This is a genomic window from Halomonas fontilapidosi, assembly GCF_014192285.1.
Lineage (GTDB): Bacteria > Pseudomonadota > Gammaproteobacteria > Pseudomonadales > Halomonadaceae > Halomonas > Halomonas fontilapidosi.
On the sequence record NZ_JACHXQ010000006.1, the window covers coordinates 123238 to 147676 of the forward strand.

General features: G+C 64.3%; 22 protein-coding genes. 11 read left to right on the plus strand and 11 right to left on the minus strand.

Annotated features, from left to right (window positions below):
- Positions 1–55: 55 nt before the first annotated feature.
- A complete protein-coding gene (gene rpiA, locus FHR95_RS10415) occupies positions 56–730 on the plus strand; it encodes a ribose-5-phosphate isomerase RpiA (RefSeq protein ID WP_183314327.1) in 675 nt (224 codons plus the stop codon).
- 22 nt (positions 731–752) lie between these two features.
- Here rpiA and waaA read toward each other — a convergent pair whose 3' ends face one another.
- From waaA to FHR95_RS10430, 3 genes are read right to left on the minus strand one after another with little or no spacing between them, the layout of a single operon-like run.
- Positions 753–2051, minus strand: a complete 1299-nt coding sequence (waaA, locus tag FHR95_RS10420; RefSeq protein WP_183314328.1) for a lipid IV(A) 3-deoxy-D-manno-octulosonic acid transferase — start codon at positions 2049–2051, stop codon at positions 753–755.
- On the minus strand, positions 2051–3481 hold the full coding sequence (gene hldE, locus FHR95_RS10425; RefSeq protein WP_183314329.1) for a bifunctional D-glycero-beta-D-manno-heptose-7-phosphate kinase/D-glycero-beta-D-manno-heptose 1-phosphate adenylyltransferase HldE: 1431 nt from the start codon (positions 3479–3481) through the stop codon (positions 2051–2053). Before hldE ends, waaA begins: the two co-directional genes overlap by 1 nt.
- Positions 3471–4568 carry a glycosyltransferase family 9 protein gene (locus tag FHR95_RS10430; RefSeq protein ID WP_183314330.1) on the minus strand — a complete coding sequence of 366 codons (1098 nt, stop codon included), beginning with the start codon at positions 4566–4568 and terminating at the stop codon, positions 3471–3473. The genes hldE and FHR95_RS10430 overlap by 11 nt, the downstream gene beginning before the upstream one ends.
- On the opposite strand from FHR95_RS10430, the gene FHR95_RS10435 reads away from it, so the two are divergent.
- Entirely contained in the window at positions 4567–5313 is a 747-nt protein-coding gene (locus FHR95_RS10435) for a 3-deoxy-D-manno-octulosonic acid kinase (protein WP_183314331.1), read from the plus strand. The two genes, FHR95_RS10430 and FHR95_RS10435, sit on opposite strands and share 2 nt — an antisense overlap.
- Here FHR95_RS10435 and FHR95_RS10440 read toward each other — a convergent pair.
- On the minus strand, positions 5283–6422 hold the full coding sequence (locus FHR95_RS10440; protein WP_246378506.1) for a glycosyltransferase family 4 protein: 1140 nt from the start codon (positions 6420–6422) through the stop codon (positions 5283–5285). The genes FHR95_RS10435 and FHR95_RS10440 overlap by 31 nt on opposite strands.
- Before the next feature lie 41 nt (positions 6423–6463).
- Between FHR95_RS10440 and FHR95_RS10445 the strand changes: the two genes are divergently transcribed.
- The 3 genes from FHR95_RS10445 (at position 6464) to FHR95_RS10455 (ending at position 10164) form a co-directional block, all read left to right on the plus strand.
- Complete coding sequence (locus FHR95_RS10445) at positions 6464–7564, plus strand: glycosyltransferase family 9 protein (protein WP_183314332.1); 1101 nt, start codon at positions 6464–6466, stop codon at positions 7562–7564.
- On the plus strand, positions 7561–8331 hold the full coding sequence (locus FHR95_RS10450; RefSeq protein WP_183314333.1) for a glycosyltransferase family 2 protein: 771 nt from the start codon (positions 7561–7563) through the stop codon (positions 8329–8331). Before FHR95_RS10445 ends, FHR95_RS10450 begins: the two co-directional genes overlap by 4 nt.
- Positions 8332–8484: 153 nt before the next feature.
- Positions 8485–10164: a sulfatase-like hydrolase/transferase gene (locus FHR95_RS10455; RefSeq protein ID WP_183314387.1), complete on the plus strand. Its 1680-nt coding sequence runs from the start codon at positions 8485–8487 to the stop codon at positions 10162–10164.
- On the opposite strand, the gene waaF is transcribed toward FHR95_RS10455, so the two are convergent.
- Both waaF and rfaD read right to left on the minus strand, forming a co-directional pair.
- Positions 10161–11201, minus strand: coding sequence for a lipopolysaccharide heptosyltransferase II (waaF, locus tag FHR95_RS10460; RefSeq protein ID WP_183314334.1), 1041 nt, complete (start codon positions 11199–11201; stop codon positions 10161–10163). The genes FHR95_RS10455 and waaF overlap by 4 nt on opposite strands.
- On the minus strand, positions 11194–12150 hold the full coding sequence (gene rfaD / locus FHR95_RS10465; RefSeq protein ID WP_183314335.1) for an ADP-glyceromanno-heptose 6-epimerase: 957 nt from the start codon (positions 12148–12150) through the stop codon (positions 11194–11196). Before rfaD ends, waaF begins: the two co-directional genes overlap by 8 nt.
- Before the next feature lie 94 nt (positions 12151–12244).
- Between rfaD and glyQ the strand changes: the two genes are divergently transcribed.
- From glyQ to gmhB, 3 genes are all read left to right on the plus strand, one after another.
- Positions 12245–13192, plus strand: coding sequence for a glycine--tRNA ligase subunit alpha (glyQ, locus tag FHR95_RS10470; RefSeq protein ID WP_183314336.1), 948 nt, complete (start codon positions 12245–12247; stop codon positions 13190–13192).
- Positions 13192–15258, plus strand: a complete 2067-nt coding sequence (gene glyS / locus FHR95_RS10475) for a glycine--tRNA ligase subunit beta (protein WP_183314337.1) — start codon at positions 13192–13194, stop codon at positions 15256–15258. The genes glyQ and glyS overlap by 1 nt, the downstream gene beginning before the upstream one ends.
- A gap of 350 nt (positions 15259–15608) precedes the next feature.
- A complete protein-coding gene (gmhB, locus tag FHR95_RS10480) occupies positions 15609–16214 on the plus strand; it encodes a D-glycero-beta-D-manno-heptose 1,7-bisphosphate 7-phosphatase (protein WP_183314338.1) in 606 nt (201 codons plus the stop codon).
- A 302-nt stretch (positions 16215–16516) separates the two neighbouring features.
- On the opposite strand, the gene FHR95_RS17145 is transcribed toward gmhB, so the two are convergent.
- Complete coding sequence (locus tag FHR95_RS17145) at positions 16517–16597, minus strand: group II intron maturase-specific domain-containing protein (protein WP_246378525.1); 81 nt, start codon at positions 16595–16597, stop codon at positions 16517–16519.
- A 4-nt stretch (positions 16598–16601) separates the two neighbouring features.
- Between FHR95_RS17145 and FHR95_RS17150 the strand changes: the two genes are divergently transcribed.
- Positions 16602–16811 carry a hypothetical protein gene (locus FHR95_RS17150; RefSeq protein ID WP_246378509.1) on the plus strand — a complete coding sequence of 70 codons (210 nt, stop codon included), beginning with the start codon at positions 16602–16604 and terminating at the stop codon, positions 16809–16811.
- Positions 16812–16927: 116 nt separating this feature from the next.
- Here the strand turns inward: FHR95_RS17150 and gyrB are convergent, their stop codons facing one another.
- The 4 genes from gyrB to dnaA all read right to left on the minus strand — a co-directional run bounded on the left by gyrB (position 16928) and on the right by dnaA (position 23162).
- Positions 16928–19348, minus strand: a complete 2421-nt coding sequence (gene gyrB / locus FHR95_RS10490) for a DNA topoisomerase (ATP-hydrolyzing) subunit B (protein ID WP_040183625.1) — start codon at positions 19346–19348, stop codon at positions 16928–16930.
- A gap of 11 nt (positions 19349–19359) precedes the next feature.
- On the minus strand, positions 19360–20475 hold the full coding sequence (gene recF, locus FHR95_RS10495; RefSeq protein ID WP_183314388.1) for a DNA replication/repair protein RecF: 1116 nt from the start codon (positions 20473–20475) through the stop codon (positions 19360–19362).
- Positions 20476–20533: 58 nt separating this feature from the next.
- Positions 20534–21637 (minus strand): DNA polymerase III subunit beta, encoded by a 1104-nt coding sequence (gene dnaN / locus FHR95_RS10500; protein ID WP_040183623.1) that lies wholly within the window; start codon positions 21635–21637, stop codon positions 20534–20536.
- A 61-nt stretch (positions 21638–21698) separates the two neighbouring features.
- Positions 21699–23162: a chromosomal replication initiator protein DnaA gene (gene dnaA, locus FHR95_RS10505; RefSeq protein ID WP_183314339.1), complete on the minus strand. Its 1464-nt coding sequence runs from the start codon at positions 23160–23162 to the stop codon at positions 21699–21701.
- Between the two features lie 508 nt (positions 23163–23670).
- On the opposite strand from dnaA, the gene rpmH reads away from it, so the two are divergent.
- Both rpmH and rnpA read left to right on the plus strand, forming a co-directional pair.
- Positions 23671–23805: a 50S ribosomal protein L34 gene (gene rpmH / locus FHR95_RS10510; protein WP_010626003.1), complete on the plus strand. Its 135-nt coding sequence runs from the start codon at positions 23671–23673 to the stop codon at positions 23803–23805.
- A 13-nt stretch (positions 23806–23818) separates the two neighbouring features.
- A complete protein-coding gene (gene rnpA / locus FHR95_RS10515) occupies positions 23819–24235 on the plus strand; it encodes a ribonuclease P protein component (RefSeq protein ID WP_082042493.1) in 417 nt (138 codons plus the stop codon).
- The last annotated feature ends 204 nt before the right edge of the window (positions 24236–24439 follow it).

Consider the following 24439-nt stretch of genomic DNA (forward strand, 5'->3'; position numbering starts at 1 on the left):
CCGGCATCGCCTATAATGGCGCGGCATTCGCCATCCACCCGTTAGCGAGCACGACATGACCCAGGACGAACTCAAGGACGCCGTGGCCGCCGCCGCCATCGACGAGATCCGCCCTCGCCTCGAGCGCGACACCATCCTTGGCATCGGCACCGGCTCCACCGCGAACCGCTTCATCGACCGGCTGGCGGCGCTGCGCCATGACTTCCGTGGGGCCGTGGCCAGCTCGGAGGCCAGCGCCGAACGCCTGCGGAGCCACGGCATCGAGGTCTTCGAGCTCAACGAGGCCGGCACCGTGCCCTTCTATATCGACGGCGCCGACGAAGTGAACGCTCACTTGCACATGATCAAGGGGGGCGGTGCGGCCCTCACGCGGGAGAAGATCGTCGCCGCCTGTGCCGAGCGTTTCATCTGCATCGCCGACACCTCCAAGCGGGTCGAGCGGCTTGGCCGCTACCCGCTACCGGTGGAGGTAATCCCCATGGCCCGCTCCTACGTGGCCCGGGAGCTGGTCAAGCTGGGCGCCGATCCGGTCTATCGCCAGGGAGTGGTCACCGACAACGGCAATCAGATTATCGACTGCTTCGAGTTCATGATCGACGACCCGGTGGCCATGGAGGCACGTCTCAATGCCATCGTCGGCGTGGTCACCAATGGTCTGTTCGCGGCCCGCGGCGCCGATGTGCTGTTGCTCGGCACCGAGCAGGGCGTGGAGCGCCAGCTGCCGGCCTGACTCCGCTTTCAGTAGCGAGCACTCACTCCGCCTGCATAAGCCCTTCCAGCCCCACCATAGTGCGCGCCAGGGCACCCCGGTTGGCCGCGACCACCTCGCGGCCCGCCGCGGCGAGGCGGTGCCGCGCCTCCCGGTCGCCGAACAAGCGCCACAGCGCGGCAGCCAGCGCCTCGGCGTTGTCGACCTCCACCAGGGCGCCGGCCGCGCGCATTGCCTCGGCCACATCCTCGAAGTTGGCCAGCGCGGGCCCAGTGAGCACCGGCGTGCCCACGGCGGCCGGCTCCAGCAGGTTGTGTCCGCCGATGGGCACCAGGCTGCCGCCGACGAAGGCCAGGTCCGCCGCGCCATAGAGCGCCAGCAACTCCCCCATGGAGTCGCCCAGGTAGACCGCCGTGTCGTCCCCGGGCCACTGGTCGCGCGAGCGGCGCGCCAGCGTCAGGCCCGCCTGGCGGCACAGCGAGGCCACCTCGTCGAAGCGGCGGGGATGGCGGGGCACCAGCACCAGCAGGGCATCGGGAAGCCGCTTGCGCAGGCGGGCATGAGCGGCCAGCACCTGTTCGTCTTCGCCGGGGTGAGTGGAGCCTGCTATCCAGACCGGCCGCCTCCCGAATCGGGTGCGCAAACGCTCACTCACCTCCTGATCCCCGCTGGCAGTGATATCGAACTTCAGCGAGCCCACCACCGTGGTGCGCGCCGGCGCCATGCCTAACTCGATGAAGCGCCGGGCGTCGGCCTCGGACTTAGCCGCCAGCCAGGCCACATGGCTCAGGGCCTCCGCCATCAGGGGACGAAGGCGGCGATAGCCCCGGAAGGCGCGTGGCGAGAGGCGGCCGTTGACCACCGCCACCGGCACGCCCGACCGCTCGCAGGACGCCAGCAGGTTGGGCCAGAGTTCCGTCTCGAAGAAGATGGCGAGGTCGGGGCGTAACCGTGCCACGAAGCGGCGCGCCGAACCGGGGAAATCCAGGGGCACGAAGTGATGGCTCACTTCGGCGCTATCCTCTGAATTCCGGCGGCTTTCTGCTAGCGCTAGCACCCGCTCCGCCCCGGTGGCAGTCATGGTGGTGATGACCAGGCGGTAGCCGGGGCAGCGCTGCCCGAGCGCCTCGACCAAGGGCCGCGCGGCCTGCACCTCGCCCACCGAGGCGCAGTGCAGCCAGAGGGTGTACTCTCCTGCGGCGGAAGGCGGAATGCAGCCCAGCCGCTCGCGACGCGACCGCCCGGGCAGCTGCTCGCGCCAGACGCGTCGCCAGATCAGCGGCGCGAAGAGGTAGAGGGCCGCCGCATAGACCCGGCGGACCCAGGGGCGTGGCGCCGGCATCAGCTCTCGCGGTCGAGGATGGTGGAGATCAGCGCCGTGGTGGAGACGCCATCCTCGAAGCCCAGCACCCTGACTTCGCCCCCTGCCTCACGGACGGCAGCGCCGCCGGCGATCTCTTCGGGACGATAGTCGCCGCCCTTGACCAGCACGTCCGGCAGCACCGCCTCGATCAGTCGCTGGGGAGTGTCCTCGCCAAACGGCACCACCCAGTCGACGGCGCCCAGACCGGCCAGCACCTGCATGCGCCGCGCCAGGGGATTGATGGGCCGCTTGGGGCCCTTGAGGCGGCCGATGGAGGCATCGTCGTTGACCGCGACCACCAGCCGGTCACCGAGGCGTCGGGCCTGTTCCAGGTAGGCAACATGGCCGGCATGCAGAATGTCGAAGCAGCCGTTGGTCATCACCACCCGCTCGCCCCGTGCCTGGGCGGCGCGAACCGCCTCGATCAGCGCGGGCTCCTCGATTGCCCCGAACTCGGCCAGCTTGTCGCCGTGCAGGGCGGTATAGAGCTCGGCAATCGACAGTGTCGCGGTGCCGGGCTTGGCCACCACCAGGCCAGCGGCCAGGTTGGCCAGGGTCATCGCCTCGGCGAAGCCGTGCCCGGCCGCCAGCGCCAGGCCCAGTACGCCGATCACGGTGTCGCCCGCCCCGGTGACGTCGAAGACCTCGCGGGCCCGAGTGGGAAGGTGCAGCGGCTCGTGTCCCTCGCGAATCAGCGTCATGCCCTTCTCGCTGCGGGTGATCAACAGCGCTTCCAGCTCGAGCTCGGCACGCAGCGTCTCGCCCCTGGCGGCAAGCTCGGCATCGTCTCGGCAGTGGCCCACCACCGCCTCGAACTCGCCCAGGTTAGGGGTGATCACGCTGGCCCCACGGTAGCGGCTGAAGTCGCTGCCCTTGGGATCCACCAGCACCCGCTTGCCGGCGGCCTTGACCAGCCGGATCAGTGCCTCGACGCGGTTGAGGGTTCCCTTGCCGTAATCGGAAAGAATCACCAGATCACAGTCGGACAGGGCCGCCTCGACCCGTGCCAGCAATCCGGTGGTGTCCACGTCGCCGAGGCCCTGCTCGAAGTCCAGGCGGATCAACTGCTGGTTGCGGCTCATCACGCGCAGCTTGGTGATGGTCGGCGTCCCGGGACTACGCTCGAAGTGAGTGCTCACTCCGACCGCCTCCAGGCGGGAAGCCAGCCGGTCGGCATTGTCATCGTCGCCCACCAGGCCCGCAAGGGCAGCATGGGCGCCTAGCGAGGCGATGTTGAGGGCCACGTTGGCGGCCCCCCCGGGGCGGTCCTCCGACTCGTCGACCCGCACCACCGGCACCGGCGCCTCCGGAGAGATGCGCGAGGTGCCGCCATGCCAGTAGCGATCGAGCATGACATCGCCCACCACCAGCAGGCGGGAGTGCTCCAGCGCGGTCAGGTCAAGCTTCATCGGGGGACTCCATGTCCTGAGGGATCTCGGGGTGGGCCAGCACTGCCTCGAGGCGCTCGATCACGTCCTCGGCGCCGATCAGCGACATGGCATCGGGATGACGGACTCGCTGGCCCCAGGAGAGCTCCGCGGGCTCCTTGTGCAGGAAGGTGCGAGCCGCATCAGCATAGCGATCGACCACGAAGTCACGCCACCGGTAGGGGCCGGCACGCTCAGGGTTAGTGGTGGCGTAGAGCCCCACCACCGGAGCACCCAGGGCATTGGCCATGTGCACCGGGCCCGAGTCAGGAGCGACCACCGCCCGGCTATCACGGATAAGCGCCAGCAGGCCCTTGAGCGAGGTCTCGCCAATGACATCGATCACTACCTCCTCGGGGCAGAGGGCCCGGATACGCTCACCGAGCTGGCGCTCCTGAGTGCTGCCACCCCCGGTGAGTACCGTCTTCAACCCATGCTGGCGCCAGGCATGCTCGATTACCGCCGCGTAGCCCTCGGCGGACCAGTTGCGGAAGTTGCGCAGGCGCGGGTTGGCGCATGGGCTGATCAGCAGGTAAGGCGATGCTGCGGTGATGTGGTGGGCTTCCTCGACGGCCGCTTCGGGTACCGGCAGGTCCCAAGCCAGCGAGAGGTCCTCGACGCCCAGCAGGCGCGCGAAGTCGAGATACGACTCCAGCACATGGGCCCGGGGGTGGGGCGCCAGATGGCGCTGGGTGAACCAGTGCTGGGCATCCTTGGCACGGGCCTTGTCGTAGCCCACCCGCACGTCGGCCTTGAGCCCCAGGGAGAGCACGCTGGCCCGCAGCGCCTGCTGCATGTGCAGCAGCACGTCGAAGCGGGTATCGGCCAGCTCGCGCCACAGGGCGCGCATGCCCGCAAGCCCCGTCGCCTTGTCGTAGACGACGAACTCGACCCCGGAGAGGCCCGCCAGTAGACTGTGCTCGCCCTTGCCGATGACCCAGGTGATCCTCGCCGCGGGCCACTGGCGCTGCAGGGCACGTACCGTCGGCACCAGGTTACAGACATCGCCCAGGGCAGAGAGCCGCAGTACGCAGATATGCTGGGGTCGGTCGGGAAGAGGATGCTTCATGCGGTTGGCAACGTATCGAGCGGGAAAGATTTTCATTCTATATGATGCGGACAGTTTATGTGACGCCGGCCGGCCGTCACAAATGGCGCCGCCCCTCCCTCCTCATAGCTTCGATCCCGACTACTGGCGCGATGCCGGCCGGGTCGTCGGCGAGGCCCCCGGGCGAGGGGCCAGCCTCTTTCTGGACGCCAGCTCCTTCGAGCGGGGCGCCCGATGGGTGCTCAGGCCGTATCGTCGCGGCGGCCTCGTCGCCCGGCTAAGCGACGACCGCTACCTGTGGACCGGCCTTGAGCGGACCCGCGCATTTCGCGAGTGTCGCTTGACCGCCGAACTGTATGCGCGCGGCCTGCCCGTGCCGCGCCCGGTGGCCGCTCGGGTAACTCGCCATGGACTCACCTACCGGGCGGCGCTGATCACCGTTTGCATTCCCGGCGCCCGTGCCCTGGCCAGCCTGGTGGAGAACGACGAAGCCGGTGATGCCCTGCTGGAGGGTGTCGGCTCGACTATCCGGCGCTTCCACGATGTCGGCCTCGACCATGTCGATCTCAACGCCCGCAACCTGCTGATCGATTCGCAGGGCAAGGTGTGGTTGATCGACCTGGATCGCTGCCGGCTGCGCCCAAAGGGCACCTGGCAGGCGGACAACCTGGCGCGGCTGGAACGCTCACTGGCGAAATTCGGCGCCACTGACGTCATGGCGACGATCCAAGACGGCTATGCTGGCTCATCCAAGGTGTCGGTATAGGCCTTCACCAGCCCCGTGACATGGGATTCCAGAGTGAAGTGAGCACTCACTTCCTTGCGCGCCGCTTCACTCAGTCGCTGCCTGAGGGTGGCATCGCCGGCAAGCTCGGCCATGGCGTTACACCACGCCAGGGAATCATCTGGCGCAGCGAGGCGGCCCGTCTGGCCATCGATGAGCTCGGGAATGGCCCCACTGTCGGCACCGATCACCGCCTTGCCGGCGGCCATGGCCTCGATCACCGTCAAGCCGAAGGCCTCGTTGCGTGACGGCACACAGACGATATCGAAGGCCTCGAACAGCCTCGGCAGGTCCGCCCGGAAGCCGGCGAAGGTCACGCGCTCGCCCAGGCCGAGTTCGGCCACGCGGTCGCGCAGCTCGGCCACGAAGGCCTCGCTGCTGCCCTCTGCGGCGGTCAGCCCGCCGATCAGCACCCCGTGCCAGGCCAGCGCCGGATAGCGCTCGCGGAGCCCGGCCAGCGCCTCGATCCAGATGCCCTGCCCCTTGCCCGGCGTCAATCGCCCCGGCAGGCCGATTGCCACCGCCCCCGACGGGATACCGAGCGCGTCGCGCAGCACCTGCCGCTCTGAACCGGTGAGGCGCGGCGCATATGGCACGGGGTCAATGCCGAGATACAGCCGGCGGATACGCTCGGGGGGTAGCGGGAAGGCCGCCAGATTACGCTGTCGCGTTGTCTCGCTGATGGAAAGGAGACGCGATACCTTGCCGTAGGCCCAGCGGTGGTAGGGATCCTTCTTGGGACGCGTGACGCCCATGTGGTCGGTGAAGAAGAGCCGCAGCGAGGGACGCAGGGTCACCAGCAGGGCCCCCAGGCACAGGTCGCTGGACTTGTGGCAATGCAGTATCCGGATATCGTGGGCCTTCAGGTATCGGAGCAGGCGCCCCACCCTCAGCAGGGCCTGGCCACGGGAGGCCACGGTCAGCGGAGCGATGCCGGCCTCAACCAGACTGTCGGCGACTCGAGAGCCCGCCATCGCCAGGCCATGGGCCGCCCACCCCTGCCGCCTCAGCTCGGGTATAATGCGCGATGAATACATTTCCAGTCCGCCCCAGCCGTTCGAGAGGCAGATATGCATGACCTTGCGGGACAAGGGGGTCTCCTTTGCGGTGACGGGGCTCGGGAGCCCGGATGATGACACTTCGCCCTGCCAGCGAGGACGGCGACCGCCCTCGCCTGCTGGTGGTTCGCAACGACAAGCTCGGGGATTTCATGCTCGCCTGGCCGGCACTTGCCTGCCTCAAGGCCGTCGATCCGGCGCCCCGTGTCAGCGTCCTGGTTCCCGCCTACACTGCGCCGCTGGCCAGGCAATGCCCCTGGATCGACGAGGTGCTGATCGACCCCGGTGATGCCGGCGGCCGAGCGGGGCGCCGGACGCTGCTCAAGCGCCTGCACGAAGCGCGCTTCGATGCCCTGCTGACACTCTTCTCCACCCCGCGCATCGGCTGGCTGGGCTGGCGGGCCGGCATTCCCCTGCGCCTCGCCCCGGCCACCAAGTGGGCCCAGCTATTCTACAACCGACGCATCGTGCAGCGCAGGTCGCGCTCCGAGAAACCTGAGTACCTCTACAACCTGGAGCTGGCCGAGGCCCTGCTGGCAGAACTCGGGCTTGCGGTGCCGGCACGCCCCGAGCCGCCCTACTGGCCGCTTCCCGAGGGGACCCGTGCGGCGCAGCGGGCGCGCATTGCCGATGAGCTGGGCCTGGACGACTCGCGCCCCTGGCTCTTCCTGCATCCCGGCAGCGGCGGCTCGGCCGTGAACCTCACCCTCGAGCGCTATGCCACCCTGGTGCTGGGCGTGGAGGCGCGACTGGCCGCGGCGAGTCGCCCCGCCCCGGCCTGGGTGCTCACCGCCGGCCCGGGCGAGGAGACCGCGGCCGACAGGCTCCGCGAGCGCCTGGTCGGCGAAGGAGTGACGGCAGGCCTGCTGCCACCCCGCCACGGGCTCGATGACTTCGCCCTCAGCCTGTCGGCCGCCGACCTGTTCATCGCCGGCTCCACCGGCCCCCTGCACATCGCCGGCTGCCTGGACCGCCCCACCGCGGGCTTCTATCCGTCCCGCCGCTCTGCCACCCCGCTGCGCTGGCAGACCTGCAACGCCGAGGCCCACCGGCTCGCCTTCTGTCCGCCCCCGGGGGCCGGTGAGCGCGACATGAAGAGCATCGACCTGGAGGCCGCGGCGAGCCGGATCGCCGGCCACCTGGGCCACTTCCCGACCCGCGAGACGACACCATGACGCCGATCACCGGAATCATCATCACCCTCGATGAGGCAGAGAATATCGCCGACTGCATCGCCTCGCTGCGCCCCGTCTGCGACGAGATCATCGTCGTGGACTCGGGGAGCCGCGACGATACCGTGGCGATCGCCGAGCGCGAGGGTGCCACCGTCATTCATCAGCCCTACCTGGGAGACGGTCCCCAGAAGGCCTTCGCCGTGCCCCGGGCGCGCAACGACTGGATCCTGGCCCTGGATGCCGACGAGCGCCTCGAGGAAGATGCTGTCACCGCCATCCAGGGACTGGCGCTGGAGGATCCCGATACGGCCTATCGCTTCAAGCGCCGCAATTTTGCCGGCCATCACTGGATCAAGGCCGCCGGTTTTTATCCGGATCCCGTGACGCGACTCTATAACCGCACCACCTCGGGGTACCTGCCAAAGAAGGCCCACTCCTCCGTGCAGGCACCGAAGGTCCTCGATACGGGGGGCCATATCCGGCACTTCACCTACCGCGACCTCTCTCACTGGATCATCCGCATCGACCAGCTCTCGAGCCGGGATGCCTGGGCGATGAAGCAGCGCGGGAAAGCGCCTTCCCGCTCCCGTCCCGCCTGGCATGCACTGAGCGCTTTATTGAGAAAACTGGTTCTCAAGGGGGGCCTGTTCCAGGGTTCGGACGGGGTCACGGTCGCCGTGACAACCGCCTTTCATGCCTACATGAAGTACGCCAAGCTCAATGAACTCCACGAGCAGGAAAGAGACGGCCCCTCTGGTCCGTCATGACGCGTCGGCGCCCAGATGGCGAGTCTCTTTGGTCGGGGCGTCGGCGCCTGAAGGCAGCGGGTAGCTTCGGCTAGCGTCTCCACGGTCCACCGGTGCATTCGCCTCCCGACCCTTGGTAAGCTGGTGGAGAACTCAGCTCCGCGTCGCTCCATCATGATCAGCCGTTTCCTGCCGCCCTCGCTTCGCCAGCTTCGCTGGTGGGCCCTGCTCGTGATCGGGCTGTGGCTGGGGTTTGCCATTGCCGCCCTGCCCCATGTTCCACCCTGGAGCATGGTGCCGGTCGCCGCAGGTTGGCTGCTGGTGGCCCGCTGGTGCGGCTGGGGAGCGCGCGCCCATCGACGTCCCGCGCGTCGCGCCTGGCCATGGTCGCTGTTGCCGATCGCCCTTTGGGGGCTCTATGTCTATCTTGCCAACAGCTTCGGCATAGTCGATCTCGGCGCCGTCTTCTTTCATCTCCAGGCCGGCATGGAAGCACATGGCGGCGGGGAGCGTATCGTCACCGCCCTCCTCTACACCTTGAGCATGATACTGCTGCTGGCCTGCTTCACCTGGCTAGTCCGGATGGATCATCGCTGGCGACGAGGAGAACGGCTGCTGGCGGTGGCACTGCTCGTCACCAACCCCTTGCTGTATGGCATCGGGCAGCGCGGCGCGGCCATCGTTACCGAGGATGGCGCCTGGCTGGATCGCCAATATGTGGAGCCGGTCATTCTCGAGGCCCCTGGCGATCCACCCAACCTGCTGCTGCTCTACCTAGAGAGCATCGAACGCACCTATGCCGACAAGGCGCGCTTCGGAAATGCCTATGCCCCGCTGGAGGACCTGGGCGAGAGGGCCGTGGTCTTCGATGGCGTGCGCCAGGTGGGCAACACCGGCTGGACCATGGCGGGCATGATCGCCAGCCAGTGTGGCACACCGCTGATGCCGGCCGGCCTGCTGCATGACAGCCAGTTCGAGCCGCTTGGGAAGGTCGTGCCTGGCGTCGACTGCCTGGGTGACCTGCTCGATGCGCGGGACTACACCCTCTCCTACATGGGCGGCGCCAGCACGCGCTTCGCCGGCAAGGGCGTCTTCTATCGGGACCACGGTTTCGACCGGGTACTCGGGCGGGAGGAACTGGAACCACGGCTGGAAGAGCCCGGCTACGTGAACAGCTGGGGTCTCTACGACGATACACTCTATGACTTCACCGTCGAGGAGATCCACCGCCTGGAGCGCCAAGGCGGCCCCTGGGGACTCGTCAACCTGAGCATCACCGGCCATGCTCCCAATGGCTACCCGGCGCGCGACTGCCGGGAGCGACAGGGTGAATTCGACGGCGTGGACATCCTGTATTCCGTGGAGTGCTCTGCCTGGCTCGTCCGCCGGCTGGTCGAGCGCCTGGAGGAAGAGGGCCTGCTGGAGAATACCCTGGTAGTGATCGCCAGTGACCACCTGACCATGCGGGTCTCCGCCTGGGAGGAGCTGATCGCCGGGGAGCGGGACAATACTTTCATGCTGCTGGGGGAGCATCTCGAGCCGCACCATGAGGATGTCGAGGCATCGACCATGGATATTCTGCCCACGGTTCTCGAGGCCATGGGCTTCGTCATCGACTGGCATCGAGCCGGGCTCGGGGTGTCACTGCTCTCGGGCGAGCCAACCCTGGTCGAGGAACACGGACGCGAGACGCTCAATGCGCGCATGCGTGAGGAGACAGCCCTCCAGGAGCGCCTGTGGGAGGGGCTGGAGCCGCCGCAAGGTCCTCCTACGCCCCCACAACCAGCCGTCGAGCAGATCGTCGAAACACCCGGGGACCAGGCGCCGGAGGCGCCACCAGAGGCACTACCCTAATCGCCGTTCGCCAGCATCGCCTGCAGGACCCGTTCGGGCATGAGCTGCTTCAGACAATTGGTATGTCCCAGCGGGCAGGTGCGCTGAAAGCAGGGGGAACAATCGAGGGCCAGGTAATGGACCTCGGCATTCTCGGTCAGGGGTGGCGTATAGGCCGGCGATGATGAGCCGTAGAGGGCCTGCACGCGAGTTCCGACCGCTGCCGCCACATGCATCAGTCCGGAGTCGTTGGTCACCACCTGCCGACAGTCGCCGAGCAGGTCGACGGCATCCGCCAGCCGTGTCCTGCCGCACAGGTTGTGGGTATGGGGCAGCGCATCGGCGATCTCCTCGCCGGCCTCCCTGTCCTTTGGGCCTCCCAGCACACGGACCTCGAATCCCTCTACCACCAGCGATCTCGCCAGTTCCCGAAAATACGCCAGCGGCCACTGCTTGGCGGGACCATATTCCGCCCCCGGCATCATGCCGATGGCCGGGCGCGACGACAGCCCGAGCTCAACGCGGCGCTCGACGAGATTCTCGGTGTCCAGACGCAGCCGGGGCTGCGGGATAGGAATGTCGCCATTGGCTGCCGCCTCTGCTGGTAGGCCCAGCGCCACGAAGCGTTTCACGGTCTGATCCAGCACTGTCTTGTCGAGTCGCCTGCGGTCATTGAGCAGCCACAGGCGCTGCTCGCCGGTGAAACCGGTACGCCGAGGGATGCGCGCCAGAAAAGGCACCAGGGCCGACTTCCAGGAGCGTGGCAGTACGATGGCGTGATCGAAGCGCCCTTGCAGGGAGCGAGCAAGCTGCCGCCGTGTTGCCAGGCCGAACTGGCCGTGCCCCACGCTGAGGCTGACCACCTCGTCCACCTCGTCCATTCGCTCGAGGATCGGTCGCGACCAGGCGGGCGCCACCACGGCGATTCGGCTGCTCGGCTGCCTCGCCTTCAGGGTCTTGAAGAGGCTCTGGGCCATGACCATGTCGCCAACCCAGGAAGGCCCCACCACGAGGATGCGAGGCTCATCGCCGAGCGACATATGCCGGGCCTCAGGCATTGAGCCACTCCAGGTATTCCCGCACCCCTTCAGCCACGGTACGGAACTCGCGGTCGTAGCCGGCCTCGCGCAGGCGGCTGATGTCGGCACGCGTATAACTCTGGTAGCGGCCTTTGAGCTCCTCGGGAAAATCGATGTACTCGATACCGCCGCGGCCATAGTAGTCGACCACCGTCTCGCCGATAGCCTTGAAGGGTTCGGCGCGGCCGGTGCCCAGGTTGAAGATGCCGGAGGCCTCGGGATGGTCCAGGAACCAGAGGTTGACGTCCACCACGTCACCCACATAGATGAAGTCGCGACTCTGCATGCCGGCCTCGTAGCCCTCCCAGGCACCGAACAGCTTCACGTTCTGACCGGCGCATATCTGGGTATGGTGGTGGTAGGCAACACTGGCCATCTTGCCCTTATGCTGCTCCCGGGGCCCGTAGACATTGAAGTAGCGGAAGCCCACTACCTGACTGGTGAAGTCATCGTGGCGGGCACGCACATACTGGTCGAACAGCAGCTTCGAGTAGCCATAGACGTTGAGCGGCTTCTCGTGCTCCGCGGCCTCGAAGAACACCTCGCTCCCCCCGTAGGTGGCCGCCGAGGAGGCATAGAGGAAGGGAATGCCCTCACGCTGGCAGAAGTGCAACAGCACCTTGGAATACTCGAAGTTGTTCTCGAGCATGAAGCGGCCGTCCCATTCGGTGGTGTCCGAACAGGCCCCCTCGTGGAAGATGGCCTCAATGGGTGGCAGGTGAGACGTCTCGCCGTTCAGTGCAGCCCTCACACGGGCAATGAAGTCATCCTTGTCGAGGTAGTCGCCGAGGGTGCAGTCGGCCAGATTGACGAACTTGCTGCCGTCGCTGAGATCATCGACCACCAGCACATCCTCGCGGCCACGGGCATTGAGTGCCTTGACCAGATTCGAGCCGATAAAGCCGGCCCCGCCTGTTACTACGATCATGGGAATCCTCTCGTCTCCGGGCCTGCGCCTATAACCGATCTTCCGGTGATTGTATACTTGACGGCCCGTGAATTCATGGCCAACGGTGCTACCAATGACTCAGTCGTCGCCAGACGTGACAACCTTTCAGGGCCTGATCCTTGCCCTGCAGCAGTACTGGGCCGATCAAGGCTGCGTGATCCTTCAGCCCCTGGATATGGAGGTGGGGGCCGGCACCTTCCACACCGCCACCTTCCTGCGTTCCATCGGCCCCGAGACCTGGAACGCGGCCTATGTTCAGCCTTCCCGCCGCCCCACCGATGGCCGGTATGGCGAGAACCCGAATCGCCTGCAGCACTACTACCAGTTTCAGGTAGTAATGAAGCCCTCCCCCATCGAGTTGCAGGAGCTCTACCTGGGCTCTCTGAAGCACCTGGGTCTCGATCCATTGGTCCATGACATCCGCTTTGTCGAGGACAACTGGGAGTCTCCCACTCTCGGCGCCTGGGGCCTGGGTTGGGAAGTCTGGCTCAACGGCATGGAAGTGACCCAGTTCACCTACTTCCAGCAGGCCGGCGGCCTGGAGTGCTACCCGGTCACCGGCGAGCTCACCTATGGTCTGGAACGCATTGCCATGTACCTGCAGGACGTCGACAGCGTCTATGACCTGGTCTGGACGGTGGCGCCGGATGGCAGCCGCGTTACCTACGGCGATGTCTACCTGCAGAACGAGCGCGAGCAGTCTGCCTACAATTTCGAACACGCCGACGTCGACTTCCTCTTCGCCTCCTTCGACCACCAGGAGCGCGAATGCACCAAACTGCTGGATGCCAGCCTGCCGCTGCCTGCCTACGAACAGGTGCTCAAGGCATCGCACACCTTCAATCTGCTGGATGCCCGGCACGCCATCTCGGTGACCGAACGCCAGCGCTACATCCTGCGCGTGCGCACCATGGCCCGTGACGTGGCCCAGGCCTACTTTGACTCGCGCAAGGCCGCCGGCTTCCCGCTGGCCCCCGAAGCCTTGCGCCACGAACTGCTTGCCGAACAGGGAGACGCGTGATGGCTGCCACTACCCTACTGGTCGAACTGGGCGTCGAGGAACTGCCGCCAGGCGCCATCGACAACCTCTCCGATGCCCTTGCCGAGGGCATTCGACAGGGTCTCGCCGAGGCCGAGATCGACTTCAGCGAGACCCTCGCGTTGGGCGGTCCGCGTCGCCTGGCTGTGCAGGTGCGCGAGTTGGCCGACAAGCAGCCCGACCGCGAGGTCGAACGTCGTGGCCCGGCTTTGGCCGCCGCCTTCAAGGATGGCCAGCCGACGCGCGCCGCCGAAGGCTTTGCTCGCTCCTGCGGTGTCGGCGTCGATGAGCTGATCCACCTGGAGAACGACAAGGGCACCTGGCTCGGCTACCGCGAGCAGCAGCAGGGCGAAGCCACCACGACCCTGCTCCCCGCCATCGTCGAGAAGGCCATCGGTGCCCTGCCGGTACCCAAGAACATGCGCTGGGGTGCCTCGCGAGTGGAGTTCTCCCGTCCTGTTCACTGGCTGGTCATGCTCTACGGCAGCGAGGTCGTCGAAGCCAGTGCCCTGGGTCTGCAGTCGGGACGCACCACCCGTGGCCACCGCTTCCACGCACCAGCGCCTATCGATCTGGCTCACGCCGACGACTACCTTGGTGCCCTGGAACAGGCCTGGGTGTTGGCCGACCGCGACAAACGGCGTGAGCGCATTCGCGAGCAGGTGCTGGCCGAGGCCGAGGTCCAGGATGCGACCGCAGTGATTGACGAGGAGTTGCTTGTCGAGGTCAGCGGTCTGGTGGAGTGGCCCGTGGCCCTGACCGGCAGCTTCGACGAGCGCTTCCTCGAGGTGCCTGCCGAGTGCCTGATCTCTTCCATGAAGGCCAACCAGAAATACTTCCACCTGCTGGATCAGCAGGATCAGCTCAAACCGCTCTTTATCACCATCGCCAACATCGACAGCCACGAGCCGGAACAGGTCATCCAGGGCAACGAGAAGGTGATCCGCCCACGCCTGGCCGATGCCGCCTTCTTCTACGACACCGATCGCCGCCGCCCGCTGGCGGACCGAGCTCCGGAGCTGGCCGGCGTGGTGTTCCAGAAGAAGCTCGGGACCCTGGCCGACAAGGCGCATCGCAGCGCCGCCGTGGCGGCCTTCATCGCCGGTCGCATCGACGGTGACGTGGCTCAGGCACGGCGCGCCGCTGAGCTCGGCAAGTGCGACCTGGTCACCGAGATGGTCCTCGAGTTCCCGGAACTCCAAGGCATCATGGGACGCTACTACGCCGCCAACGACGGCGAGGCCGCCGAGGTGGCCCAGGCCCTGGAGGAGCAGTACCTGCCGCGCTTCGCCAGCGACGCGATCCCCCGGACCCGCACCGGCCTGGCGCTGGCACTGGCCGATCGTCTCGATACCCTCACCGGTATCTTCGGCATCGGCCAGCGACCCAGCGGCACCAAGGACCCCTTCGCCTTGCGGCGCGCCGCCATTGGGGTGATCAACATCCTGGTCAAGGGCAAGCTTGCCCTCGACCTGCGTGAATTGCTGGAGTTGGCCGCAGCGCAGCACCAGGAGTTGCCCTACGCCGAAGGGTTGGTGGACGAGGTGCTCACCTACATGCTCGACCGCTTCCGCGCCTGGGCACGCGACGAGGGTATCGATACCGAGGTCTACCTGGCGGTTCGGGCACGCCCGGTGACCCAGCCCTTGGACTTCGCTCGTCGCTTGCGCGCCGTCCAGGGTTTCTCTCGTCGCGAGGAGGCCGCCGCCCTGGCCTCTGCCAACAAGCGCGTCTCCAACATCCTCAGCAAGCAACAGCACGACGGCAGCACCGAAGTGGAAGCCGACCTGCTCCAAGAGCCCGCTGAGCAGGCGCTCTACGAGGCCCTGGCGTCTCGCCGTGAAGCGGTGATGCCGCTCTTCGCCGAAGCGCGCTACAGCGAGGCGCTGGATGCCCTGGCGGGCCTGCGCGAGCCAGTGGACACCTTCTTCGACCAAGTCATGGTCATGGCCGAGGACCCGGCGGTTCGCCGTAACCGGTTGGCCCTGCTCGCCGGCCTCCAGGCCCTCTTCCTGGAAGTCGCGGATATTGCCCTGCTGCAGCAGTAACGCAGCGTCTGGTGAGATCGAGGCCGGCGAGCGATCGCCGGCCTTTTTCATGTCGATTGTTGATGTTTCACGTGGAACATCTGTATGTGCAAGAGACAGCGGCACCCAGTTCGGTGCGAGGAAAGCCGGCCTTGGGCTTACACGGCACTCTCCTTTCGCTCTCTCCTTCCCTTTCCCCTCTCCCCCCTTCCCGTCCTACCTTGGCCGCTTGGCCGCTTGGCCGCTTGGCCGCTTGGCCGCTTGGCCGCTTGGCCGCTTGGCCGCTTGGCCGCTTGGCCGCTTGGCAGGGTATGTTCCACGTGAAACACTCCTCCCCTGGAGAAAAGACATTTCCAGGGAGTCTGCCCCTTATGTTCACAGCCGACCGACTCGTTATCCTTGATCGTGATGGCGTCATCAACCAAGACTCGGATGAGTATGTGAAGTCTCTCGATGAATGGATCCCCTATCCTGCCGCCATCGAGGCCATCGCCAGGCTGAGCCGTGCCGGTTGGACGGTGACCGTGGCCACCAATCAATCCGGCATTGCCCGCGGCTACTATGACACCGAGACGTTGCATGCGATTCATGATCGGCTCACAGAGATTGTTCACGAAGCAGGCGGAGAAATAGCGTACATCGCCCACTGCCCTCATGGCCCGGATGACGGCTGTGAATGTCGCAAGCCCCTGCCCGGCTTGCTGGAAGAGGTTCAGGAGGCATTGGCACTGGACAGCCTTGACGGCAGCTGGATGGTCGGTGACAGCCTACGAGACCTGCAGGCCGGCAAGGCAATGGGATGCCGGCCGGTACTGGTTCGCACCGGCAAGGGACGTCGGACGGAGAAGAAGGGAGATGGACTCGGAGGCGTGATGCTCTTCGATGACCTGACTGCCTTCGTAGAATGGCTATTGTCGAAGAACAGCAGCAACACGCCAGACACTACTCTCGGGAAAACCCCTCGCTGGATCGAGTAGGAGAGAGTTGCCTCCCCCGTCCTCTCACACCACCGGGCATATGGTTCCGTACCATGGCGGTTCATGAAGAACGACGAAGCCCTCTTACCGTCCCGAGTACCGAGACCATTCCCTGCTGACGGAACCAACTGTTAGGCAAGGCATGGCGCATATGCAGAGCGCCGGCATTCCACCAGGGGCCACCCATTCCCCGCTGATTTCCAGGCACGCTGGTCGTCCAGACCCAGCGCCAGAGGCTTGCGGCGCCGAGTCGCCGGACGCTTCCATTGCCGCCAGATCAGGCAACGCGGTCGGCGCCGTACCTATTGATCTAGCGCTTCCAGCGGGCGCTTCACGACGACGAGGGCGAAATAGCTGGCCCAGCCCCGGGGGACCGGGGTCAACTCCTTGATCGCCCTCGGAGGTTACGTCCCTGCCACGCTTGAGGATCTCGCGGACACTTTGCATCAGGCGCTGCAGCCGCTTATCGCGGACGCGGTGCGCGATCCGCGCCATCAGCAGGTCGTGGTTCACTCGGTCGAAGAAGGCTTCCAGGTCGAGGTCGACCACCCGGCGGTGGCCGGCGGTAACATGGGTCTTAATGGCCGCGACGGCTAGGCGCTGCGCGCCATGCCTGGCACACATGAAACAAGGCCGGCCTCAATGGCCGGCCTTGTCGTCGTGATGCCTCTCAGGCGCTGTGATGTTTCACGTGGAACATCCTGTCTACGCCATCAGATATCCAGGTTGGCCACCAGGGCAAAGCGCTCGATGAAGTCGCGCCGGGGCTCAACTTCGTCACCCATCAGGGTATTGAACATCATGTCGGCGGCAACCGCATCTTCGATGGACACCCGCAGCATGCGCCGAGTGTCCGGGTTCATGGTCGTCTCCCAGAGCTGATCGGGGTTCATCTCACCGAGCCCCTTGTAGCGCTGGATGGAAAGACCCCGCTGGGCCTCGGCCATCAGCCATTCCAGCGCATCGTAGAAGGTTGCCACGGACCTCTTCCGCTCCCCACGGGCCACGTAGCTTCCAGCCTCGAGCAGACCATCCAGGGTCTCGCCGAGACTCGCCATGGCACGATAGTCGACGCTGGTGAAGAACTCGATCCCCCAGACATAGTCGGTGGTGACGCCATGTGCCGTCAGCGTCACCGCCGGCAGAAAGATGCCGCGCTCTCCATCCTCCTCGAGGCGGAAAGTGTATCGCGGCCCCCCTTCATAGGAGACGAGCGCATCCATCTCGGCCTGGAGGTACTCGATCCAGTTCTCCATGGTGACGCGATCGCGCAGACTCTGCTCGCCATCGAGGTGTGCCGCGTGGACGATCTTGCGCAGCACCACGTTGGGGTAGACGCGCGACAGGCGATCGATACGCTTCATCACATCACGATACTGATTGACGAGGGCTTCCAACTGGGCACCACCGATGCCGGGGGCATCCGCGTTGACATGCAGACGGGCTCCATCAAGAGCGGTGGTCGTCAGGTAATCGATCATCGCCTGCTCATCCTTAAGATAGAGCTCCTGCTTGCCGCGCTTGATCTTGTAGAGCGGCGGCTGGGCGATGAAGACATGACCACGCTCGATGAGCTGAGACATCTGGCGAAAGAAGAAGGTCAACAGCAGGGTCCGGATGTGTGATCCGTCCACGTCCGCATCGGTCATGATGATGATGGAGTGATAGCGGAGCTTGTCGGGATCGAACTCCTCTCGCCCGATACCACAGCCCAAGGCGGTAATCAGCGTGCCAACCTCGGCCGAGGAGAGCATCTTGTCAAAGCGGGCTTTCTCGACGTTAAGAATCTTGCCCTTGAGCGGCAGGATGGCTTGTGTGCGTCGATCCCGGCCCTGCTTGGCACTGCCACCGGCCGAGTCGCCCTCGACGAGGAAGAGTTCCGAGAGACTGGGGTCTTTCTCCTGACAGTCGGCCAGCTTGCCCGGCAGGCCAGCGATGTCTAGAGCCCCTTTGCGCCGGGTCATGTCACGTGCCTTGCGCGCGGCCTCGCGGGCTCGAGCCGCATCCAGCATCTTGTTGACGATGGCCTTGGCTTCGTTGGGCTTCTCGACCAGGTATTCCGAGAAAAGCCGTCCCATCTCCTGCTCTACCGCCGTCTTTACCTCCGAGGAGACCAGCTTATCCTTGGTCTGCGCGGAGAACTTCGGATCCGGCACCTTCACCGAGATGATCGCCGTCAGCCCCTCGCGGGCATCGTCTCCTGAGGTATTGACCTTGGCCTTCTTGAGCAGGCCCTCGGCTTCGATGTAGTGGTTGAGCGAGCGCGTCAGAGCCGCGCGGAAACCGGCCAGATGGGTCCCGCCATCCCGCTGGGGGATGTTATTGGTGTAGCAGAAAATGTTCTCTGAGAAGGTATCGTTCCACTGCATCGCCACCTCAACGCCGACACCATCCTCACGCTCAGCGTTGAAGTGAAAGACGGGGTTGAGCACCGTCTTATTGGTATTCAGGTGGTTGACGAAGGCCTTGAGACCGCCTTCGTAATGAAACAGTTCCTCCTTTCCACTCCGCTCGTCCATCAGGCGGATGGCCACGCCAGAGTTGAGGAAGGAGAGCTCCCTGAGGCGCTTGGCCAGAATATCGTAATGGAACTCGATATTGTGAAAGGTCTCGGCGGAGGGGCGGAAGTGAACGCGGGTTCCGCTCTGCTCCGTCTTGCCCACCACTGAAAGCGGTGCATCGGCAACACCGTGATGGTAGAGCTGTTCATACACCTGGCCAGCACGCCAGATGGTCAGTTTCAGCTCCTCGGACAGGGCATTGACGACAGAGACCCCCACGCCGTGGAGGCCGCCGGACACCTTGTAGGAGTTATCGTCGAACTTGCCACCGGCATGCAGCACCGTCATGATCACTTCGGCTGCCGACACACCCTCTTCCTCGTGAATATCGGTCGGAACGCCCCGGCCGTTGTCGGTCACGGTAACCGATTCATCTGGATGGATAATGACGCGAATCTCGCTGCAGTATCCGGCCAGAGCTTCATCAATGGAGTTGTCCACCAGCTCGAACACCATATGGTGCAGGCCCGTGCCGTCGTCGGTGTCCCCGATGTACATGCCTGGCCGTTTGCGTACGGCATCCAGCCCCTTGAGAACCTTGATGCTCGATGAGTCGTAAGCCTGTTCGCTCATTGACCACTCCGTCATGAAGTCTTTCTGTCCATTGGCAGCAGCTGTCCCTGCCCCGATTCGGAATGTTTCACGTGGAACATCGCCACTTGGGTGTCCGTCTGCCAGAGACCTGTAAGAGCATCGGGATCGACGCTGGTAATGAACACCTGGCAGCGCATACGCTCCAGCCAATCACAGAAAACCCGGCGATGTTCCAGGTCCAGTTCGGCAGGAAGGTCGTCGATCAGGTAGATGCAGGTACGTCGAGTGGCCTGCTCCAGCAGACGTCCCTGGGCCAGCTTCAGGGCACTCACCACCAGCTTCTGTTGACCCCGGGACAGTACTTCTACCGCCGGTCGCTTGCCGAGACGGATCCCCAGCTCGGCGCGCTGCGGCCCTTGCTGGGTAAAGCCCATCTGTCGATCGGTGTCACGTGCATCGCGAAGAATATGCACGAGTTCTCGCTTTCGGTCCCAGCCGCGAGCATAGCGTAGCTTCAGCCCGGGCAATCTGATCAGCTCAGCTAGCGTATCCTCGAACACCGGGATAAATGCCTCGACCCATTCGCGACGCATGCTATCCAGTCGGGTGCTCCAGAGCACCAGTTCCTTTTCCCAGGCATCCAGAGAAACAACGTCCATTCTACCATGCCTGAGAAGGGCATTCCGATGTTTCAGCGCGCGTCGAAAACGCCGCCAGACATCGAGAAAGCCATGTTTCACGTGAAACACACCCCAGTCCAGAAACTCCCGTCGTCCGGACGGAGGCCCCTCGAGAAGACGAAAGGCATCTGGGTTGATCAACTGAAGTGGCAGGGTCTCGACGAGGCGTGAGACTCGCTCCAGACGCTCACCCCCCAAGCGCATTTCAAGATCGCTGCCCTCGCGAGAGCGGCGTATGCCGATGGTCGTCGGCGGATCGCCGACCAGGCGGCCATGAAGCGTCATGACCTCGGCATCGTGAGCGATGGCATGACGAAGCTGGCGAACGCGAAAGGAACGCCCCATGCCAAGAACGTAGATACCCTCCAGCAGACTGGTCTTGCCACTGCCGTTAGCGCCAATCAAAAGGTTGATGCGTGGACCCGGGGAGAGGTCCACAGCCTCGAAGTTGCGCAGGCCATGGAAAGAGAGACGTTCGACAGACATCAGACAGGAACGACCATCATGCCGGTGGCACCCGGCGAGGGTACCACCTGCCGACACCTCAAAGGCGCATCGGCATGACGACATACATGGCGTCGCCACCGCCGGGCTCTTCCATCAGCGCACTGCTATTGGGGTCGGCCAGGGTCATCTGCACCCGATCCTCGTCCAGCACGCTGAGCACATCGACGAGATAGCCGACGTTGAAACCGATTTCCATGGCCGGCCCGCTGTACTCGATGGCAACATTTTCCTCGGCTTCTTCCTGTTCGGGGTTGTTGGCCATTACCCTAAGATTGCCTTCCTCGAGATTCAGGCGTACCCCGCGGTACTTCTCATTGGAGAGGATGGCCGTGCGCGACAGCACCTGCCGTAACTCGGCGCGATCGGCGATGAAGACCTTGTCACCGCCGCGCGGCACTACCCTTTCGTAGTCGGGAAACTTGCCATCGACCAGTTTGGAGGTGAAGGTGAAGTCGCCTGTGTGGGCCCGCACATGGCTGGCACCGAGCGTCAGACTGACGGGTTCCTCGCCGTCATCGAGCAGGCGCACCAACTCCAGGACACCCTTGCGCGGCACGATCAGTTTCTGAGAAGGCTCCACCCGGATGTCCGCTGAGCGCGAACAGACGGCAAGACGATGGCCGTCAGTAGCCACCGTGCGCACCAGGTTGTTGCCCATCTCGAGAAGCATGCCATTGAGGTAATAGCGGACATCCTGCTGAGCCATCGCGAATGACGTCGCATCGATCAGGTGCTTCAGTGTGCCTCGCGGCAGACTGAGCTCTACCTTCCCGGGATCGTCCTCGATATTGGGAAACTCGGCCACCGGGAGGGTCGAAAGCGTGAAACGCGAACGACCACTGCGCAACACCGCCCTGCTCTCCTCGACCGAAAGCTGTATCTCGGACTGATCCGGCAGTGACTTGCAGATATCCATGAGCTTGCGAGCCGGCAAGGTAGCGGACCCTGGCTCTTCCACCAGGCTGGCGGCGGTACGGCCGATCAGTTCGACTTCGAGATCCGTACCCGTAAGAGACACCTGATCCTGGTCAACCTGAATCAGCACATTGGAGAGTACCGGGAGCGTCTGGCGTCGTTCCACCACGCCGGCCACCAGCGTCAGCGGGCGCAGCAGCGCTTCTCGGGAGATGGTAAATTTCATGTCGGCTCCACTACTTGTCCTGGAGAGGTTGAGGCCGGCGACCCGACCGCAGGTATTGCGTTCAGCTGGTCAACAGCCGCAGCAGATTCTTGTAGTCCTCGCGGATATCCGAACTCTCCTCCTGCAGCGACTTCACCTTGCGGCAGGCATGCAACACGGTGGTGTGATCCCGACCACCGAAGGCGTCACCGATCTCCGGCAAGCTATGGTTGGTCAGTTCCTTGGCCAGGGCCATGGCAACCTGACGAGGCCGGGCCACCGAGCGAGAGCGACGCTTGGAGAGCAGGTCAGCAAGCTTTATCTTGTAATACTCGGCCACGGTACGCTGAATGTTATCCACGCCGACCTGTTTATCCTGCAGCGCCAGCAGATCCTTAAGGGATTCGCGGATGAAATCCTGAGTGATCGTCTTGCCCATGAAGTGGGAGTCAGCGATCACTTTCTTCAGGGCGCCTTCCAACTCGCGCACATTGGAGCGGATCTTCTGGGCGATAAAGAAGGCAGCATCGTGAGGAAGATCGACCTTGGCCTGATCCGCCTTCTTCATCAGGATTGCGACTCGGGTCTCCAATTCGGGCGGCTCGATCGCTACCGTCAGCCCCCAGCCAAAACGTGACTTCAGACGCTCTTCTACTCCGCTGATTTCCTTGGGATATCGATCAGACGTCAGGATCATCTGCTGGCCGCCCTCAAGCAGCGCATTGAAGGTATGGAAAAACTCCTCCTGGGAGCGTTCCTTGCCGGCGAAGAACTGGATATCGTCGATCAGTAGCGCATCGACGCTGCGATAGAAGCGCTTGAAGTCGTTGATGGCATTGAGCTGAAGGGCCTTGACCATGTCGGCCACGAAACGTTCGGAATGCAGGTAGACCACTTGGGCATTCTCGCGGCGCGTTGCCAGGGCATTGCCTACCGCATGCATCAGGTGGGTCTTGCCCAGCCCCACCCCACCGTAGAGGAACAGCGGATTGTAGGCACCCCCGGGATTCTCGGACACCTGGCGGGAAGCCGCTCTGGCCAGCTGATTCGACTTGCCCTCGACAAAGGTTTCGAAGGTGAAGTTGGGGTTGAGGCCACTGCTGTGCTTGAGGCTTCCCTCTACCTGCACCTGGCGCTCGCCGCCCCGCCGTTGGTTAGGGCCTTCCTCGCGAAGTTGATCGATCTCGCGTTCGTCTGCCACGTCTCCCCGAGGAGGTACCTGGACCGCCGGAGCGGCAGGGCTCCGTGCTGCCGAGACGGGATTGCCCAGTTCTCGAGGCTGCGGGCTTGGAGCAGCGCGGCGACTGCCGACGGCCAACACCACCTTGGGCGGCTTGGCAGGCGAGAGTTCACGCATCAGCTCATTGATTCGCTTGGCATACTTGTCGCTGACCCAGTCACGCACAAAGCGATTAGGCGCCAGCAGGCGCAACTGGTTGGAGTCCCCTTCTTCCGCCTGCAACGGGCGGATCCAGGTATTGAACTGTTGGGAATTCAGTTCATCCTGAAGGGTATCCAGACATTGTTGCCATAGAGCCAGTGACACGCGACCTCACCATTGCATCGAAAACGGCCGCCTATTGTATCGTTCAGTGGCAGGGTTATCCACATGGCGCCGGCAGCCACACTACCTGTGGAAAACCTTTCGGCAACCCTGAAGTGGGCACAGGCCTCAAGATCCAAGCCAGACCATGCCTCCATTGTGACTGACCCCGTTGCCGGCCATCCCCACCACATCCCCACCTTGTACACAGCAAGGACATAGCCACAAATCATTGATATTAAATTATATAAAAGACTTTTCCACAATATCTGTCCCCAATAGTGATAACAGGATCCCAATCCATGGCAGCGAACCTGCCGCGACGACAGTGGACTGAGAAGCTGGGCCACATACCTTGCAGACCGCATCGAGACGCAGGGAAGAATTGCACCGCGACGCTGAAATCACTACAATTTCCGGTCTTGAACCGAATACCCCCGGGTCCGTCAGCGGCATCCGGATGCCTCCGAATGATCGATTCGTTCCAAAAACCATGTGGGAATAACGAGTTATGAAACGTACTTTTCAACCCAGCGTACTCAAGCGCAAGCGCGTGCATGGCTTTCGTGCGCGCATGGCCACCAAGAATGGTCGAGCTGTACTGGCACGTCGTCGTGCCAAGGGCCGCAAGCGCCTGAGCGCCTGACCGCGGCTCTTACGTGGTCAATCAGGGCTATCCCCGGCAACTGCGACTGCTGACTGCCGGGGATTATCGACGTGTCTTCGAAACGGCTGCATTCAAGATCCACGGCAAAGGGCTGATGGCCCTCGCCTCGCCCAATGAGCGAGATCATCCACGCCTCGGCCTGATCTTCAGCAAGAAGAATGTCCGCAGAGCCGTCGACCGAAACCGCCTCAAGCGCATCGTGCGAGAGTCCATCCGTCTTCAGCAACATCGCCTGCCTTCGGTGGATATCGTGGTACTGGCAAGACGAGGAGTCCATGAACTGGACAATGCCACCGTGCATCGCCAGCTCCACGGGATGTGGCGTCGCCTGGAGCGAGAGACGCGCAGAGCGTCCTGCGGAGGAGACGCGTCCAGCATGGATAGCGGTGACGCGGGCCGCGCACGATGACCAGCGCTTCAGCGTATCGGTGCGAACCGGTGCCAGCATGGGTCCCACCACCGCCCTCCCCGCAGGGCCCCTCCTTGCTGTTGCCTCGGATGCAGCCAACCAGCACGCGTTGTACAGCCTGCCACCGGCAGGCTTTCGTATGTCTCGGGCGTGCGACCTGCGTTGCGCCATCGGAATGTTCACTACCCATCGGGCAGACTCCTC

Coding starts and splice junctions, on each gene's coding strand:
- gyrB (WP_040183625.1), bottom strand. CDS start 19,348: ATGAGCGAACAGGCTTACGACTCATCGAGCATCAAGGTTCTCAAGGGG.
- dnaN (WP_040183623.1), bottom strand. CDS start 21,637: ATGAAATTTACCATCTCCCGAGAAGCGCTGCTGCGCCCGCTGACGCTG.
- gmhB (WP_183314338.1), top strand. CDS start 15,609: ATGTTCACAGCCGACCGACTCGTTATCCTTGATCGTGATGGCGTCATC.
- glyQ (WP_183314336.1), top strand. CDS start 12,245: ATGACTCAGTCGTCGCCAGACGTGACAACCTTTCAGGGCCTGATCCTT.
- rfaD (WP_183314335.1), bottom strand. CDS start 12,150: ATGATCGTAGTAACAGGCGGGGCCGGCTTTATCGGCTCGAATCTGGTC.
- FHR95_RS10445 (WP_183314332.1), top strand. CDS start 6,464: ATGACACTTCGCCCTGCCAGCGAGGACGGCGACCGCCCTCGCCTGCTG.
- hldE (WP_183314329.1), bottom strand. CDS start 3,481: ATGAAGCTTGACCTGACCGCGCTGGAGCACTCCCGCCTGCTGGTGGTG.
- FHR95_RS10430 (WP_183314330.1), bottom strand. CDS start 4,568: ATGAAGCATCCTCTTCCCGACCGACCCCAGCATATCTGCGTACTGCGG.
- recF (WP_183314388.1), bottom strand. CDS start 20,475: ATGTCTGTCGAACGTCTCTCTTTCCATGGCCTGCGCAACTTCGAGGCT.
- rpiA (WP_183314327.1), top strand. CDS start 56: ATGACCCAGGACGAACTCAAGGACGCCGTGGCCGCCGCCGCCATCGAC.
- FHR95_RS10435 (WP_183314331.1), top strand. CDS start 4,567: ATGCGGTTGGCAACGTATCGAGCGGGAAAGATTTTCATTCTATATGAT.
- FHR95_RS10450 (WP_183314333.1), top strand. CDS start 7,561: ATGACGCCGATCACCGGAATCATCATCACCCTCGATGAGGCAGAGAAT.
- FHR95_RS10455 (WP_183314387.1), top strand. CDS start 8,485: ATGATCAGCCGTTTCCTGCCGCCCTCGCTTCGCCAGCTTCGCTGGTGG.
- rpmH (WP_010626003.1), top strand. CDS start 23,671: ATGAAACGTACTTTTCAACCCAGCGTACTCAAGCGCAAGCGCGTGCAT.
- waaF (WP_183314334.1), bottom strand. CDS start 11,201: ATGCCTGAGGCCCGGCATATGTCGCTCGGCGATGAGCCTCGCATCCTC.
- waaA (WP_183314328.1), bottom strand. CDS start 2,051: ATGCCGGCGCCACGCCCCTGGGTCCGCCGGGTCTATGCGGCGGCCCTC.
- glyS (WP_183314337.1), top strand. CDS start 13,192: ATGGCTGCCACTACCCTACTGGTCGAACTGGGCGTCGAGGAACTGCCG.